Genomic DNA, 14,904 nt, shown 5'->3' on the forward strand with positions numbered 1-14,904 from the left:
CGCATGCCGGCCACCGAGCCGTTGCGGGCCGCCTCGACCACCGGCGGCACCGGCGCGTCGATGGAGGTGGAGTCCAGCGGGTCGTGACCGGCGATGACCTCGTGCAGCAGGGCCGCGTCGAGGACGGTGCGGGCACAGGGGCCGCCCTGGTCCAGGGACGAGGAGAAGGCCACCATGCCGTAGCGGGAGACGCCGCCGTAGGTGGGCTTCACGCCGACGGTCGCGGTCACGGCCGCGGGCTGGCGGATGGAGCCGCCGGTGTCGGTGCCGATGGCCAGCGGGGCCTGGTACGCGGCCAGGGCCGCGGAGGAGCCGCCGCCGGAGCCGCCCGGGATGCGGGTGAGGTCCCAGGGGTTGCCGGTGGGGCCGTAGGCGCTGTTCTCGGTGGAGGACCCCATGGCGAACTCGTCCATGTTGGTCTTGCCGAGGATGACGACGTCGGCTTCCTTCAGCTTGCGCGTCAGGGTGGCGTCGTACGGCGGGATCCAGCCTTCGAGGATCTTGGAGCCGACCGTGGTGGGGACGCCCTTGGTGGTGAAGATGTCCTTCAGGGCGAGCGGGACACCGGCCAGCGGGCCCAGCTCCTCACCGCGGGCGCGCTTCTCGTCGACGGCGCGGGCCTGGGCCAGCGCGCCCTCGCGGTCCACGTGCAGGAAGGCGTGCACCTTCTCGTCCACGGCGTCGATCCGGGCCAGGTGGGCCTCGGTGACCTCGACCGCGGTGAGCTCGCCGGCGGCGATCTTCCCGGCGATCTCCGCGGCCGTGAGCTTGATGATGTTGTCCGTCATGTTCTTAGTCCTCCCCCAGGATCTGCGGCACCTTGAAACGCTGCTGCTCCTGGGCGGGAGCGCCGGAAAGCGCCTGCTCGGGGGTGAGCGACGGACGGACCTCGTCCGCGCGCATGACGTTCGTCAGCGGCAGCGGGTGGGAGGTCGGGGGTACGTCTCGGTCGGCGACCTCGGCGACGCGGGCGACCGCGCCGATGATGTCGTCCAGCTGACCGGCGAAGTGGTCCAGCTCGTCGCCGGACAGCTCCAGACGCGCCAGCCGAGCGAGGTGGGCGACCTCCTCGCGCGTGATGCCAGGCATGCAGCGATCCTCTGAGGGTGGTGAGTGTGTAGGTTTCGGGCCCAATCCTATGGGGCGGCGACCGCATGCCACGAAACGGTTTGCCCCGGGGGTGCCCCCGGGGCGCGCGCCGGCCCGCCGCGGGAGGGTGTCCCGGGGCGGGCCGGCGGGTGTCCGGGGGCTTACCGGCGGGGTCAGGAGAGGGTGCGGCCACTCCAGCCGGAACCGCTGCGGACCTTGTTCCCGAAGCCGCCGCGGCCGTTGCCCGGGTTGAAGCGGGCCACGCCCTCGGAGTCGACGGAGAGCAGGTCGGCCTTGCCGTCGCCGTTCAGGTCGCCGGCCCCCAGCAGCTGCTTGACGCCCTTGCCCCAGTCCCGGAAGACCAGCTTGCGGGCGGTGAGCTTGCCGCTGCGCAGGCCCTCGTACCGCCACAGCTCGCCGGAGCGGTCCAGCCCGAGCAGGTCGCCGCGGCCGTCGCCGTTGAGGTCGCCGGTGCCGACGATCCGGGTGTAGGTGTTCCAGCCGCCGCCGATCTTCACGCGGGCGGCCAGGCCGGCGGTGCCGGCGCCGGGGTACAGGTAGAGCACGCCGGTGCGGGACTCGCGGGCCAGCAGGTCGGCCCGGCCGTCGCCGTTGACGTCGCCCGGGGCGGTCAGGACGTCGTACCCGCGCCAGTCGCCGGCCAGCTTCTTGTACGGGGACGTGGGCTCGGGCAGCCGGCCGGCGAGGGTCTTGTAGGCCCGGGCCTCACCGGTGGGCAGCACGGCCAGGAGGTCGTTGACCCGGTCGCCGTTCCAGTCGCCGAAGCCGGTGAAGCGGGTGCCCGCGGGCCAGCCGGTGGCGGTGCCGCCCGGGGCGGCGGTGGCCCGGAGGTGGCCGGCGCCGTCGCCGTCGAAGCGGGTCAGGACGCCTTGCTCCAGGGACAGCACGTCGGCCTTGCGGTCGTCGCCGAAGTCGTGCGGGCGGGGCGTCCGGCGGGCCGTGCCGGCGGCACCGAACAGGGCGGTCCCGTCCTCCCACAGGGCGGTCGGGCGGCCGCCCGCGACGGCGAGCAGGCCGCGCGGGTAGCCGGGGGCGTCCGACAGCGCCCTCGGGGCCGACCAGCCCGCGGGGGTGCGGAAGGCCGTGAAGTACCGGTCCCTGCCGCCGGCCCGCTCGTGGGCGGTCCAGCCCGCGTACACGGTGCCGTCGGCCGCGACGTCGTAGGTGACGGGGTAGTAGTACGGGTCGCCGCTGCGACGGGTCTCCAGCGTGCGGCGGTCGCCCCAGGTGCCGGTGGCCGCGTCCCGCTCGACCGAGATGATCTCCTTGTCGTGCTTGTCGAGGAGCAGGACGCCGCCGTCCGGGAGGAACAGCGGACGCGGGATGCGGGAGCCGACGAGGGTGGTGTCCTCGGCGGCGCTCCACTCGCCGCCGACGGTCTTGCGGGCGTACTTCATCGGGCCGGTGTTGTACGTGCCCCACATCAGGGCGACGCCGCCCGCCGGGTGCGCCTCCAGCCGCAGGCCCATGTACGGCTTGCCGCCGACCAGCGGGGACAGGTCCTTCGCGTCCCCCCATTCGCCGCCCGCGGGCCGCTCCATGATCCGGGCGTGGGACTGGGACGGGAATCCCGGGACCGGCACGCGGTCGGCCCCCGGGGCCCCGTCGGCACCCGGTGCGCCGGCCGGGGCGACCTTGCGCTCGCCGTTGTCGAGGACCCAGGCGAGGGTGGTGTTGCCGGCCTTGTCGACGGCGGCCTCCAGCCCGGTGAGGTACCACTCGCCGTCGCCGTTGCCGCCGCCGTCGCCGTCGCGCACGGAGTCGACGGTGACCGGCTCGCTCCACGGGCTCTTGGGGGCGGGCCGCTCCGACATCCGGATCAGCCGGGCGGCGCTGGTGTTCTCGATCCAGACGGCGGTGAGCCGGCCGTCCGCCCGGCCCGTCACGGTGGCGCGGTAGTCGTAGGGGTTGAGGGCGGCGGGGACGGTCTCGGCGGCGGACCAGGCGGTGGCGCGCGGGGCGAGGGTGGCCAGCTTCAGCAGCGGGGCGCCGGCGCCGGTCTCGTACCAGGTGGCGAGGAGGGAGCCGTCGGCCTCCACGGTGAGGCTCGCGCCGATGCCGGGCGCGGAGGCCAGCTGCCGGGGCGCGGACCAGGTGGTGCTGCCGGCCGGCCGGAGGGTGGCGAGGAGCTTGGCGGCACCGTCCGGGTGGGCGGGGTCGACCGGCGCGATGCGCAGGGCGACCAGGGAGCCGTCGGCACGGGAGCGCAGGCCGACGAGGCGGTTGCGGGCCGTGTCGGGCAGCTTGGCGGCCGGGGCCCAGTCGCCCGGCTGGACCGCGTCGGAGGCGGCGGCGGCCGTGGCGGCCGGCTGGGCGGCGGCGAACTGCGGGGCGACGCCCAGGGCCAGGGCCGGCCCCAGGGCGAGTGCGCAGGCGCGACGGAATGAGTGCATGGTCATGGAATGGCCCCCCCGGGCTTGCATTACGGATCAAGCAAAGTGGCTGGATACTAACCCAGTTGGGGAAACAAAAGATCGCCGGGACGGTCAGGTCCGGGTGGAACACGACGGAGGCCCGGGCTCCGGCCGCAGAACTCACGGCGGGCCCGGGCCCCACGACGGCGGGAACCGGTCAGGGCGACGGGGTCTCGGAGGCGGCCAGCTCGGCGGTGATGTCCGCGGGACGGCGCCAGCCGCGCTCGCCCCGGGCCAGCAGCCAGGAGGTCGCCTCGGCGGGCGGCATGGCCGCGGCCACCAGCCAGCCCTGGACGGCGTCGCACCCCAGGTCGCGCAGGCGCTCCCAGGTCTCGTCGTCCTCCACGCCCTCGGCCACCACCAGCAGGCCCAGCGAGTGCGCCAGGTCGACCGTGCAGCGGACGATCTCGGCGTCCTGGGCGTCGACCGCCAGCCGGGCCACGAAGGACCGGTCGATCTTCAGCTCGCTGACCGGCAGCCGGCGCAGGTGGACGAGCGAGGAGTAGCCGGTGCCGAAGTCGTCGAGGGACATCTTGACGCCGTGGCCGGTGAGTCCGGCCATGGTGTCGGCGGCCCGCTGCGGGTCCTCCAGCAGGACGTGCTCGGTTATCTCGAGCTGGAGGGCACCGGCCGGGACGCCGTGCCGGGCCAGCCGGGCCGCGACCGCGCCGGCGAAGCCGGGGGTGTGCACGTCCCGGGGCGAGACGTTCACCGCGACCGGGACCTTCAGGCCCTGGGCGCGCCAGCGGGCCACCTGTGCGAGCGCCGTCTCCAGGACGTACTCGGTGAGGTGGGGCATCAGCCCGGAGGTCTCGGCGATGGCGATGAACTCGTCCGGGGGGACCCGGCCGCGCTCCGGGTGCACCCAGCGCACCAGCGCCTCGAGTCCGGCCACCTGGCCGTCGAAGCGGACCTTGGGCTGGTAGTGCAGCTCCACCTCGCCGGCGTCCAGCGCCCGCCGCAGGTCGCCCAGCAGGCCCAGCCGGTCGGGGGTGTTGCTGTCCCGCTTGGACTCGTAGACCTCCACGCCGGTGCGGTCCCGCTTGGCCTGGTACATCGCCACGTCGGCGCGGCGCAGCAGGCCCTCGGCGTCCAGGGCGTGGTCCGGGAAGACCGCCAGGCCCGCGCTGGCCTCCAGGACGAGGGTGAGTCCGTCCAGGTCCAGCGGCGAGGACAGCTCGGCGACCAGGTGCCGGGCGACCCGCTGGGCGCTGGTGGTGGAGTCGGCCGTCGGCAGCAGGACGGCGAACTCGTCGCCGCCGAGCCGGGCCGCCTCGGCCTGGCCGGGCAGGGCCTTCTGGAGGCGCTCGGCGATCTGCAGGAGCAGCCGGTCGCCCGCCAGGTGCCCCAGGGTGTCGTTGACCGCGCGGAACCGGTCCAGGTCGATCAGGACCAGCGCGGACCGGGTGCCGAGGCGTTCGGCCTGGTCCAGGGCGGTCCAGGCGCGCTCCAGCAGCCACTGCCGGTTGGGCAGTCCGGTGAGCGGGTCGCGCAGCTGCTCCTCGGCCCGGGCCCGGGCGATCCAGAGGGTGGAGTCGAGGGCGATCAGCGGGACGGCGAACAGCGGCAGCAGGACCGGCATGCTGATGGCCACCACGCAGATCAGCGGGGCGATGCCCAGCAGGGCGATGGCGACCAGGGCCTGACGGACCATCGCGGTCCGGGCGACGGTGGGCAGGCCGCCGCCGCGGGGGGCGAGGGCGAACCACAGCAGGACCCGGGTCACGGCCAGGTAGGCGACCGCCACCAGGACGATCTCGGGGACCGCGCCGGCCCCCCACTGGGCGGGCAGCCAGGGGGCCTCCACCGTGGGCGAGTCGCCGAAGGCCGCCATCACCAGGGCGCCGGCCCCGATGCCGAGGACGTCGACCGAGCCGTGCAGCAGGCCCTGGCGCCAGCGGTGCCGGCGGGCGGCGCCGACCAGGGAGACCACGGCCAGGCTGACCAGCCCGGCGGGCACCCAGCCGTAGAGGAGCAGCACGCCGAGGGTGAGGGCGGCGCCGGAGCCGGTCCCGCCCCACCACCGGTCCCGGCCGAGGGCCACCAGGTGGCCGACGATGATGCCGGTGAGCAGGGCCAGGCACCAGCCGACGGTCCCGCCGGGGAAGAGGGCGTGGTCCCCGCCGAGGCCCAGCACGATGCCGGCCGCCAGCACCAGGCCGGCGGCGGCGACGATGGCCACGGGCAGCGCCCGGCGGCGGCCGTCCGTCGCGAGCGGGTGGTTCTCCGCCGCCCTGGCCCCCAGGACGCCGAGCCTGCCCGCCCGTCCGGGCGGGGGTTCCGCGCCGAATTCTGGTGACGGGTCGGCGCTTTCGGTGGGTTTCATGCCCGTCCCTCTCACAGCCGGCGATGCCGATGCCACGCGATGGCCCCGATGTCATGCCATCACGGCTGGAATTGCACCTTGCAGCCGTGCACGACAGGCGCACCCCTCAACAGTAGGCCGCAGGAGGCTCCCAGGGGCAGCGGTCGGCGGCGGTTGCCCGAATGCGCCCCAGCCATCCTCATCAGTACGGTATCCGCCGATCAGGTGAGATTGGACCAGGACCCCCCTGTCACCCGTCCGATGATCCGACAGGCCACCGGCGGCTGGCTACCCCTCGTCGTCCGCTCTTTCCACTCCATACCTACCCCGATCCGCCGGGTTTCCCCCTACTCCCCCTCAACCGGAAGGGCCGCCTCGGCCGCGGCCTCCGGTCCCTGCTCCAACAGGACGGCGAATCCCGCCTCGTCGAGCACCGGGACCTTGGCCTGGACGGCCTTGTCGTACTTGGATCCCGGGTTCTCGCCGACGACCACGAAGGAGGTCTTCTTGGAGACGGAGCCGGTGACCTTGGCGCCGCGGCTCTGCAGGGCGTCCTTGGCGCCGTCGCGGGTGTGGCCGGTGAGGGTGCCGGTGACGACCACGGTCAGGCCCTCCAGCGGGCGCGGGCCGCTCTCCTCGCCGGCGCCCTCCTCCTCCGTACGGACGCCCGCGGCCCGCCACTTGGCCAGGATCTCGCGGTGCCACTCCTCCTCGAACCACTGCTTGAGGGAGGCGGCGATGGTCGGGCCGACGCCCTCGACGGCCGCCAGCTCCTCCTCGGTGGCCGCCTCGATCCGGTCCAGCGAGCGGAACTCGCGGGCCAGCGCCTCGGCCGCCACCGGGCCGACGTGCCGGATGGAGAGGCCGGTGATGATGCGGGCCAGCGGCCGCTCCTTGGCGGCCTGGATGTTGGCCAGCATGGCGAGGGTGTTGGTCTTGGGCTCGCCCTTCTGGTTGGCGAAGAAGGTGACGACCTTCGGCTCGCCGGTCTTCGGGTCCCGCTTGGGCAGCCCGGAGTCGGGGTCGAGCACGTACGACTTGATGGGCAGCAGCTGCTCCACCGTCAGGTCGAAGAGGTCGCCCTCGTCGCGCAGCGGCGGCTCGGCGGGCTCCAGCGGCTGGGTCAGGGCCACCGCCGCGACGTAGCCGAAGTTCTCGATGTCCAGGCACTTGCGGCCGGCCAGGTAGAACAGCCGCTCGCGCAGCTGGGCGGGGCAGGAGCGGGAGTTGGGGCAGCGCAGGTCGATGTCCCCCTCCTTCATCGGCCGCAGCGCGGTGCCGCACTCGGGGCACTCGGCCGGCATCACGAACTCCCGCTCGGTGCCGTCGCGCAGGTCGGTGACCGGGCCGAGGATCTCCGGGATGACGTCACCCGCCTTGCGCAGCACGACCGTGTCGCCGATCAGCACGCCCTTGGCCTTGACCACGTCCTGGTTGTGCAGGGTGGCGAACTCGACCTCGGAGCCGGCCACCGTGACCGGCTCGACGACGGCGTAGGGCGTGACCCGGCCGGTGCGGCCGACGCCGACGCGGATCTCCACCAGCTTGGTGTTGACCTCCTCCGGCGGGTACTTCCAGGCGATGGCCCAGCGCGGGGCGCGCGAGGTGGTGCCCAGCCGGCCCTGCAGCGGGATCTCGTCGAGCTTGACCACCACGCCGTCGATCTCGTGCTCCACGGAGTGCCGGTTCTCGCCGAAGTAGGCGATGAACTCCCGGACTTCCGCGAGCGAGCCGACGACCTTGTTGTGCCGGGCGGTGGGCAGGCCCCACTCGTGGAGGAGTGCGTAGGCGTGCGAGAGGCGGTCGATGCCGAAGCCCTCGCGGGCCCCGATGCCGTGCACGACCATGTGGAGCGGGCGGCCGGCGGTGACCTTGGGGTCCTTCTGGCGCAGCGAACCGGCCGCGGCGTTGCGCGGGTTGGCGAAGGGCTTGTCCCCGGCCGCCACCAGCCGGGCGTTGAGCTCTTCGAAGGCCTCCATCGGGAAGTAGACCTCGCCGCGGATCTCCACGACCGCCGGGATCCGGTCGCCCTTGAGGCGGTCCGGGATCTCGGCGATGGTGCGGACGTTGGGCGTGATGTCCTCGCCGGTGCGGCCGTCGCCGCGGGTGGCGGCGCGGGTCAGCCGGCCGTCCTCGTACGTGAGGTTGACCGCGAGGCCGTCGACCTTGAGCTCGCAGAGGTAGTCGTATTCGGCGGTGCCGGCGTCCCGCGCCACCCGGTCGGCCCAGGCGGCGAGTTCTTCGTCGTCGAAGGCGTTGTCCAGGGAGAGCATCCGCTCGCGGTGCTCGACGGCGGTGAACTCGGTCTCGTACGCCCCGGCGACCTTCTGGGTGGGCGAGTCGGGGGTGCGCAGCTCGGGGTACTGCTCCTCGAGGGCTTCCAGGGAGCGCAGCAGCGTGTCGAACTCGGCGTCGCTGACCACCGGCTGGTCCTTGACGTAGTACCGGAACCGGTGCTCCTCGACCTGCTCGGCCAGCAGCTGGTGCTGCTCGCGCACCTGTGCCGGGACCGTGCTCTCCTGCTGTTCGGCTGCCATGCCCCTGGTCCTCCCGTATCGATCACTCAGGGTTGTCGGCGAGGGATCTCGCCGCCCTGACGCAGTGCGCCATGGCCGCACGGGCATAAGCGGGCGAAGCGCCCGCCAGTCCGCACGCGGGAGTGACCACCACGGACTCCGCGAGGGTGCCGGGGGCCAGCCCCAGCCTGCGCCAAAGCTTCCTGACACCCATGACGCTACCGGCAGGGTCCGACAACGGGCCGTCGGTGCCCGGCACCACTCCGGCGAAGAGTTTCGTACCGCCCTCGACGGCCTCGCCGATCGTGTCGTCCTCGCGCTCGGTGAGCAGCGAGAAATCGAACGACACGCCCGTGACCCCGGCCCGGCGCAGCAGTGCGAAGGGCACCTCGGGCGCGCAGGAGTGCACCACGACCTCGCCCTCGTGGACCTGGACCAGGTCGCGGAGGGTGCCCTCCACCTGCTGCCGGTCCACGGCCCGGTACGTGCGGTAGCCGCTGGCCGTCCTCACCCGCCCGCGCAGCACCGCGGTCAGCGAGGGCTCGTCGAGCTGGAGCACGACCTGGGCGCCCGGGATCCGCTTGCGGACCTCGGCCAGGTGCTCCCGCAGGCCCTCCGCGAGGGAGCCGGCCAGGTCCCGGCAGGCGCCGGGGTCCTGGAGCACGGCCTCGCCGGTGCGCAGCTCCAGGGCGGAGGCCAGCGTCCAGGGGCCCACCGCCTGGACCTTCAGCCGGCCCTCGTAGCCCTGGGTGAACTCCTCCAGGGCGTCCAGGTCCTCGCCGAGCCAGGAGCGGGCCCGCTTGGTGTCCCGGCCGGGCCGGTCGCTGATCCGCCACCCGCTGGGCTCGACGTGGGCGTAGAGGTCCACCAGCAGGCCCAGCGAGCGGCCGATCATGTCGGCGCCGGGGCCCCGGGCGGGCAGCTCCGGCAGGTACACGAAGTCCTCGAAGGTGCCGGTGACCGCCTTGGCGGCCTCCCGTGCGTCCCCGCCCGGCAGCGAGCCGACTCCGGTGGCGCTCACCGGCCCGGCCGCACGGACAGGTCGTTGACCTCGGCGTCCCGGGGCAGGTCCACGGCCATCAGGATGGTGGTGGCCACCGACTCGGGGTCGATCCAGCGGGCCGGGTCGTACTCCTTGCCCTCCTGGGAGTGCACCTTGGCCTGCATGGGGCTGGCGGTGCGGCCGGGGTAGACGGTGGTGACCCGGATGCCGTGGGGCTTCTCCTCGTGGCGCAGCGAGTCGGCCAGCGCCCGCAGGCCGTGCTTGGAGGCGGCGTACGCGCTCCAGTCGGCGTGCGCGGCGAGCCCGGCGCCGGAGTTCACGAAGACCACCTGGCCCTGGGAGGCGCGCAGGCTGGGCAGCAGCAGCCGGGTGAGCTCGGCGGGGGCGATCAGGTTGACGTTGAGCTGCTGGTGCCAGGTCTTGGGGCGCAGCTCACCGACGGGGCCGAGGTCGACGATGCCGGCGACGTGCAGGAGCGAGTCGAGCCGGTCGGGCAGCGCCTGGTGCGAGAAGGCCCAGGAGATGCGGTCGGGGTCGGCGAGGTCGGCGACCAGGGCCCGGGAGCCGGGGAAGCGGGCGGTGAGCTCCTTGCCGCGCGCGGCGTCGCGGGCGAGCAGGACGAGGTCGTCGCCGCGCTCGTGCAGCCGGCGCGCGACCGCCGCGCCGATGCCCGATCCGGCACCGGTGATGAGGTGAGTAGCCATACCGGACATGCTCGCACCCGTCGGGCCCCACCCTGGACGCGCGTACCGGCCGCACCTGCCGTAACGATCGCGCCGGGGGGCGACGTGCGGGCGCCGGGACGTGCACCGGCCCGCCGGAGCGCGGGGCTCCGGCGGGCCGGTGGGGCGGGGTGGCGGTCAGCCGGCGTAGTACGCGCGGAAGACGGTCACGTCGCCGGTGTTGCCCTGCTTGTCCGCCACGTGGGCGCCGATCGAGACGGCCTTGCCCTTGGCGGGGTTCTTGACGCTGACCGCGCCGTCCTTGACGGTGAGGCGCTTCCAGGAGTGGCCGTCGTCGTACGAGACGAACACGGCCAGCACCTTGGTGTTGCCGCCGGCCGCGGCGCCCTGGACGGTGAGCGGCACCCGGACGGTGCGGCCGGCCGGGGAGGTGCCCGAGAGGGTGAGCTGCGGGCTGAAGCGGACCACGGACACCGGCAGGGCGGTCTGCTTGGCCGTCTTCGCCGAGCGGAAGGACCAGCCGGCGACGATCTTGGTGGAGGTCCGCGAGAGGGTGCCGGGCCGCTGGACGGTGGCCGACAGCCGGTAGAGCGCGTCGCCGGCGGGGACGGTGAAGGGGTCGCCGGTCAGCGGCTGGTCGTTGCGCCCGACGATCACGCCGTTGCGGGTCAGCTCCGTGTACGCCTTGGTGAAGAGCGACCAGCCGGGGTGCCCGGCGCCGTCGGCCAGCAGCGGCAGGAAGCCGCTGATCTGGTTGCCCTTTCGGTAGAGGCCGAAGCCCTCACCGGCGAGGGTCGGGCCGAAGACGGCCTTGTTGAAGGTCTCGCTGTACTGCCGGCCGGGCCGGTAGGCCTTCAGGCCGCCGTAGTAGGCGGCCTCGGTCAGCGGGAAGCCCTGGGCGTCGCGGCCGCCGTACTGCTCGACGTCCGTCTCCCACTGCACGCCGCCCACGGCCGCCAGGTACAGGGTGACGGTGGCCGGCAGCTTGCGGACCAGGGAGACCGCGGTGGAGCCGGCGCCGTCGGGCAGGTAGCCGAAGACGTTCAGCCCGCTCTCCTTGCCGGACAGGTTGGCGCCCAGGGTGGCCTTGACCGTGGCCAGGTCCTTGGCCTCGACGTGCCGGGAGAAGCCGGTGGCCAGCCGCCGGACCTTGCCGCCGAAGGCCGCGTGGTACTCGGTGGTGGGACCGTACGTCCAGTGCCCGTCCCACTGCTGGACCAGGGAGCCGTCGGTGACCGCCGGCCCGCTGCCCGCCGTGCGGAAGCCCTTGTACGAGTCGAGGAAGTAGCCGTAGCCGGCGGACATCTCCGGCGTGCTCACGGTGAAGGAGGGCGCGGCGAAGGAGCTGGTCGCGGTCCGCCGGGGCACGGTCACGGTGACCGGCGCCGTGGTGCGGGCGTCGAGCGTGAGGGTGGTCTTCTTCGTGACGTCCAGGTTCGGCCGGGCGAGCCAGTTGACGCCCTTGGCCCAGTCCTTCGGGTCGTTGGGGATGCTGGTGTTGAGCACGTAGCGGCCGCGGGGCAGCCGGACGGTGGCCGCGCCGGAGGGGTCGGCCAGGTCGAAGGAGGCGCCCGGGGCGACGCCCTGGAGGGCGTAGAGCGAGGTGTAGCCGTCGCCGGACGCCTTGCCGTCCAGGCCGATGTGGCGGACCGTCACGTCGTACGACTCGACCTCGCGGTCCACCGCCGCCGCGGTGCGCACGCCCTGGCCGCCGCCGGTGGCGACGACGTAGGCGGAGTACGCCCCGTCGAGGGTGCCGCCGAGGCGGGTGTCGGCTGTCAGGTCCACGGCTGCGGTGCCGCGGGCGGGGACGGTGACCTCGGTGGCGCCCAGGGTGAAGAAGCCGGCCGGGGCGGGCTTGCGGTCGGGGCCCGAGGAGCGGACCGACAGGGCGAGGGTGACGGCCTTGCCGGTCAGGTTGCGGTAGGTGACCTTCTTGGTGACCGGCTTGTCGTCGGTGTGCGGCCACTGCTGCCGGCCGAAGGAGACCGACACCGGCTCGGCGACGACCTTCTGGTGCAGCGCCCTGTCGACCGCGATGCGGCCGCTGCCCTGCTCGAAGGGGCTGTAGGCGCCGGGCTTGGTGGAGGCGGTCAGGACGCCCTTGAGCTCGGCGCCCTTCCACTGCGGGTGCTGCTGCTTGAGGAGCGCGGCGGCGCCGGCGACGTGCGGGGTGGCCATCGAGGTGCCGGAGATGGTCAGGTACCCGGGCGGGTTCTGGCCGACCTCCTTCTCGATGACGCTGCCGGGCGCGGCGGCGGCCGTGATGTCCACGCCGGGGGCGGTGACGTCCGGCTTCACGGCGCCGTCGCCGACCCGGGGGCCCCGGCTGGAGAAGGGGGCCAGCTTGTCGTGGTCGTCCACCGCGCCGACGGTGAGGGCGGCGTCCGCGCTGCCCGGGGAACCGACGCTGCCGGGACTGCCGGCGTTGCCCGCGGCGATGGCGAAGAGCACGCCCTTCTTGCTGAGCTTGTTGACCGCGGCCTCGAGCGGGTCGATGCCGGGCTGGTCGCCGCCGCCGAGGCTGAGGTTGACCACGTCCGCGCCCTGGTCGACGGCCCACTGCATGCCGGCCAGGATGCCGGAGTCGTCACCGAAGCCGTCGTCGTCGAGGACCTTGCCGCTGAGCAGGGCGGCGCCCGGGGCGACGCCCTTGAACTTGCCCCCGGAGGCGGCGCCGGTGCCGGCCGCGATGGAGGCGACGTGGGTGCCGTGGCCGAAGTGGTCGGCGGCGTCGGCGGCGGTGCTGAAGTTCTTCTGGGCGAGGATCTTGCCGGCCAGGTCCGGGTGCTTGGCGTCCACCCCGGTGTCCAGGACGGCGATCTTGACGCCCTTGCCGTCGTAGCCGGCGGCCCAGGCCTTGTCGGCGCCGATCTGCCGGGTGGACTTGTCGAGGCTGGCCCGGCGCAGGCCGTCCAGCCAGATCCGGGCGATGCCGGGGGCGGTGGTCCGCTGCCCGGTGCCGGCCTCCTGGCGGGTCAGCGCCTGCCACAGGGCGCCGGCGCCGCGCGCGGGGGCCCGGACGGCCTCGGCGTCGAGCGCACCGAGGGCGCGGGCGGGCGGGCCGCCGGCGGCCCGGCGCAGCTCGGCCCGGGCGGCCGGGGCGGCGCCCTCGTACCCGACGATCAGGCGGACGCCGGCCCGGTGCGCGGCGCGGTACTCGGGGCGGCCGAGCTCGGTGACGTCGAAGAGCCGCGCGTCGAGGCGGCCGGCGGCGATCAGGCGCTGGGCGTCGAGCGGGACGACGTGGACGTGACCGGCGATCCGCTGCACGGCGACGGGTATGTGCTCGCGGCCCTTGGCGCGTTCGAAGCCGACCGGCCCGCCGCGGGCGTCGAGGACCACCGTGTCGCCGGTGACCAGCGGGATCCGGGTGAGGGCGTGGGAGCCGGGTGCCTGGGCGCCGTGGGCGGCACCGGCGGCCGGGGCGGCCGGGCCGCCCGGAGCGGCGGCGGCCGGGGTGGTCAGCCCCGCCGCGAGCGCCACGGCGGCGGCCGCGGCGACCCCCGCCACGCCGGCCTTCTTGATGTGACTGCGCATTCATCCCCCCTGGATGAGGAGTCATCGCACGGGGAACGCGAGTCGCCCCCCGGCACACGCAGTATGTGCGGCGGCGATCTCCGGCTCAACGGTGTGGCCGGAACGGGCTGTTGGGGCGGGTGTGGTCTGGCTTGTTAGGCATCGACGACCAACCACCCCTTTTGTGATACCGGTTGCCGCGCGCGGCGGCCGGCCGGGTCAGCCGGCCGCCGCCGCCGGCTCGCGGGAGTGGAAGGTGCGGCGGTAGGCGATCGGAGAGACTCCGAGCGCGGCGCGCATGTGCTGGCGCAGGGAGTTGCCGGAGCCGAAGCCGGCCCGGTGGGCGACCAGGTCCACCGGCAGGTCGCTGGTCTCCAGCAGGCCGCGGGCCAGCTCGAGCCGCTGCGCGGTCAGCCACTGCACCGGGGTGGTCCCCACCTCGTCGCGGAACCGGCGGGTGAAGGTGCGCAGGCTCATCCCGGCGTGCGCGGCCAGCTCGGCCAGGGTCAGCGGGGCGTCCAGCCGGTCCAGCGCCCAGGCGCGGGTGGCGGTGGTGGTGGCGACCGTCGGCTCGGGCACCGGACGGTCGATGTACTGGGCCTGGCCGCCGTCGCGCCAGGGCGGCACCACGCACATCCGGGCGGCGCGGTTGGCGGTGGCGGCGCCGTGGTCGCGGCGGATGACGTGCAGGCACAGGTCCACCCCGGCCGCGACCCCGGCCGAGGTGAGGACGTCCCCGTCGTCCACGAAGAGCACGTCCTCGTCGAGCCGTACCCGGGGGTAGGCGCGGCGGAACTCCAGGGCGAGGTTCCAGTGCGTGGTGGCGGGGCGGCCGTCGAGCAGCCCGGCGGCGGCGAGCACGTACGAGCCGGTGCAGATGGAGACCAGGCGGGTGCCGGGCCGGATCCCTGCGATGGCGGCGGCGACCGCGGGCGGCAGCGGACCTCCGCGGCCCAGCTCGGGCATGGCGTGGGTGGGCGGCACGATCACCGTGTCGGCGGCGGTCAGCGCCTCGGGTCCGGCCGCGGGCTGGACGGTGAAGCCGGCGTCGCTGAGCACGGGCGCGCCGTCGGCCGTGCAGACGGTGACCTCGTACAGCGGCTCGCCGTCCTCCCCCACGGCGCTGCCGAAGACCCGGGACGGGATGCCGAGCTCGAACGGGGGCACACCGGGGAGGGCCAGGACGGCGATCCGGTGCGGCCGGGGTTGTGGTCCAGGCTGTGCTCCGGTCTCGTCGGGCCGGGTCGACGGTGTCTCGCTCATGGCCAGATTCTGTCACATCATGGCCATCCGGCCAGCACCACGCCCGCCGCCCCGGCCCGAAGCTGGTGGACATGGAGACGCCGGGCACCGC

9 protein-coding genes are annotated in these 14,904 nt (G+C 74.4%); all 9 read right to left on the bottom strand.

Going from position 1 to position 14,904, the window contains the following annotated elements; translation table 11 throughout:
* A partial coding sequence (locus AB0O40_RS21390) for an amidase (RefSeq protein ID WP_365043817.1) occupies positions 1-788 on the bottom strand: 788 nt, incomplete at its 3' end.
* A 4-nt stretch (positions 789-792) separates the two neighbouring features.
* Positions 793-1,089, bottom strand: a complete 297-nt coding sequence (gene gatC / locus AB0O40_RS21395) for an Asp-tRNA(Asn)/Glu-tRNA(Gln) amidotransferase subunit GatC (RefSeq protein WP_365043820.1) — start codon at positions 1,087-1,089, stop codon at positions 793-795.
* A gap of 173 nt (positions 1,090-1,262) precedes the next feature.
* Positions 1,263-3,509 (bottom strand): FG-GAP-like repeat-containing protein, encoded by a 2,247-nt coding sequence (locus AB0O40_RS21400; protein ID WP_365043827.1) that lies wholly within the window; start codon positions 3,507-3,509, stop codon positions 1,263-1,265.
* A gap of 172 nt (positions 3,510-3,681) precedes the next feature.
* Positions 3,682-5,850 carry an EAL domain-containing protein gene (locus AB0O40_RS21405; protein WP_365043830.1) on the bottom strand — a complete coding sequence of 723 codons (2,169 nt, stop codon included), beginning with the start codon at positions 5,848-5,850 and terminating at the stop codon, positions 3,682-3,684.
* 326 nt (positions 5,851-6,176) lie between these two features.
* Positions 6,177-8,366, bottom strand: coding sequence for an NAD-dependent DNA ligase LigA (gene ligA, locus AB0O40_RS21410; protein ID WP_365043833.1), 2,190 nt, complete (start codon positions 8,364-8,366; stop codon positions 6,177-6,179).
* A gap of 22 nt (positions 8,367-8,388) precedes the next feature.
* Positions 8,389-9,366 (bottom strand): methionine synthase, encoded by a 978-nt coding sequence (locus AB0O40_RS21415; RefSeq protein WP_365043835.1) that lies wholly within the window; start codon positions 9,364-9,366, stop codon positions 8,389-8,391.
* Positions 9,363-10,052, bottom strand: coding sequence for an SDR family oxidoreductase (locus AB0O40_RS21420; RefSeq protein WP_365043838.1), 690 nt, complete (start codon positions 10,050-10,052; stop codon positions 9,363-9,365). Before AB0O40_RS21420 ends, AB0O40_RS21415 begins: the two co-directional genes overlap by 4 nt.
* A gap of 156 nt (positions 10,053-10,208) precedes the next feature.
* Positions 10,209-13,571: a S8 family serine peptidase gene (locus AB0O40_RS21425; protein WP_365043841.1), complete on the bottom strand. Its 3,363-nt coding sequence runs from the start codon at positions 13,569-13,571 to the stop codon at positions 10,209-10,211.
* A 198-nt stretch (positions 13,572-13,769) separates the two neighbouring features.
* Positions 13,770-14,813: a helix-turn-helix domain-containing protein gene (locus tag AB0O40_RS21430; RefSeq protein ID WP_365043844.1), complete on the bottom strand. Its 1,044-nt coding sequence runs from the start codon at positions 14,811-14,813 to the stop codon at positions 13,770-13,772.
* Positions 14,814-14,904 lie beyond the last annotated feature (91 nt).

Source organism: Streptomyces sp. NPDC089919, assembly GCF_040684615.1.
Taxonomy (GTDB): Bacteria; Actinomycetota; Actinomycetes; order Streptomycetales; family Streptomycetaceae; genus Streptomyces.